Origin of the sequence: Natronococcus sp. (assembly GCF_047921035.1) — an archaeon.
In the GTDB taxonomy this organism is placed as follows: Archaea; Halobacteriota; Halobacteria; order Halobacteriales; family Natrialbaceae; genus Natronococcus.
This window is the reverse complement of record NZ_JBLRWX010000206.1, coordinates 1-1,903: the sequence shown is the minus strand read 5'-3', so window position 1 is coordinate 1,903 and position 1,903 is coordinate 1. Positions and strand designations below refer to the sequence as shown.

Below are 1,903 nucleotides of genomic sequence, written 5' to 3'. Positions count from 1 at the left end.
GATCAGGTCAAGCTGTACGGCGACGCGGTCCGCTGGTACGCCGAGCTTCCCGATCCCGAGGCCGACGAGCGGAAGGTCCGGAGTCTGCGGACGACCGCCGCCCGCGCGCTCGCGGAGACGATCGGCACGCCCGCCGGACCGGTTCACCTGAACTGCCCGTTCCGAAAGCCCCTCGAGCCGACCGAGACCGACGCGGTCCCCGACTCGTTCGGCGAGACGCTCGCGGGGAAGGGGCGGACGGGTGCGTTCGTCGAGACCGAACGGGGTCGACCGACGCTCGAGCCCTCGAGCGACGCGGTCGGCGACCTCGCGGACGCGCTCGCAGCGGCCGACCGACCCTTGATCGTGGCGGGTCCCGCCGACCCCGTCGACCTCGCGGCGCTCGAGCCTGCGACGGTCCTCACACTCGCCGACCGCGTCGGCGCCCCGGTGCTCGCCGATGTCCTCTCGGGACTGCGGTTCGGCGAGGGCGTCGCCGACGGACCCGTCTACGGGGGATACGACGTCTACGCCGACCTCTTCCCGGAGCCCGACGTCGTCGTCCGGGTCGGGGCCTCGCCGACCTCGAAACCGCTTCGACGGGCCCTCGAGGCCGCTGACGCCGACCAGTACCTGATCGATCCCGCCGGAGAGTGGCGCGAGGCGACCTTCACCGCGACCGACCTGCTGGCCGCGACGCCGGAGTCGACCCTCGAGGGCGTTCTCGAACGCCTCGAGGGACTCGGCAAGGACGTCGGTACCGACGACGAGTGGCTCGAGCGGTTCGACCGGGCCGAACGCGCCCACTGGGAGATTCTCGAGGGTGCCCTCGAGGCCGACGCGCTCGAGCACACTCCCTTCGAGGGGGCCATCCTCGCGACCGCGTTCGCCGAGGCGCCCGATCCCGCGACGATAGTCGTCGCGAACAGCATGCCGATCCGGGACGCGGATCGGTTCGCCCGGCCCCGAGAGGCCAACCTCACCGTGCTCGGAAACCGCGGCGCCAGCGGCATCGACGGCACCACGAGTACGGCACTCGGCGCCGGCAGCGCGACGGACGATCCGCTCGTGTTCGTCACCGGTGACCTCTCCTTCTACCACGACTCGAACGGGCTGCTGGCCGTCGACCGCTGCAGCGTCGACGCGACGATCGTCCTGCTGGACAACGACGGCGGCGGCATCTTCCACAAGCTGCCGATCGCCGACTTCGAGCCGCCGTTTACCGACCAGTTCGAGACGCCCCACGGCCTCGAGTTCGATCCCCTCGCAGAGCTGTACGGCCTCGAGTTCGAGCGCGTCGAACCCGCGGCGTTCGCGGACGCCTATCGGCGGTCGCTCGAGCGCGAGGGAACGCAGGTGCTCGCCCTCGAGTTCGATTCGGCGGCGAACCACCGGCGTCGAGAGGAGTTGGCGGCGCGGCTCGAGGCCGCGGTCACGACCGACTGAGCTTCGACGTGTGGTCGAAGCGAATCGAATACATCGTATTCCGGTATACCGATCCGGCTGATCTGATGATGGCTATGTGGAATATAATTGCTTGATCCATAACGGTCCTTAACGAATCAGAATGTGCGAGTTATTGATCGAAGATCTCCAGAAAAGGTGGGAGAACTGTTTACGCTACGCTCTTACCTGTACTTCTTGCGGTTAAACGGCGCGCTATCTTCTTGGATAGCCTAGTAGCGTCATGAATACAGGTTCCTATCAGAGTCACACGCCGAAACTCGACATCCGTCGGTTTCTTGCTCCCCTCAGGGACGCGTTCAGCAGGCGGTCGTGCCACTCCAGCATGTCGAACTCCGAATCACCGATCATCCAGCGTGGCGTTTTCGACGGCGAGTGCGTCACGTGTGACCCGCATCCCCGTCTCCTGATCGAGTTTCTCTAATTCTCGAAAAAGATTCGAAAGCGAGAGACCAGAAAG

Annotated in this window: 1 protein-coding gene and 1 pseudogene; one reads left to right on the top strand and one right to left on the bottom strand. The window is 66.2% G+C overall.

Annotated features, from left to right (window positions below):
• On the top strand, nucleotides 1–1,425 hold a 1,425-nt coding region (gene menD, locus ACNA7R_RS20155; protein WP_416285321.1), incomplete at its 5' end, for a 2-succinyl-5-enolpyruvyl-6-hydroxy-3-cyclohexene-1-carboxylate synthase.
• A gap of 306 nt (nucleotides 1,426–1,731) precedes the next feature.
• On the opposite strand, the pseudogene ACNA7R_RS20150 reads toward menD, so the two are convergent.
• Nucleotides 1,732–1,903: pseudogene (locus tag ACNA7R_RS20150) on the bottom strand (IS5/IS1182 family transposase); the annotation flags it as partial.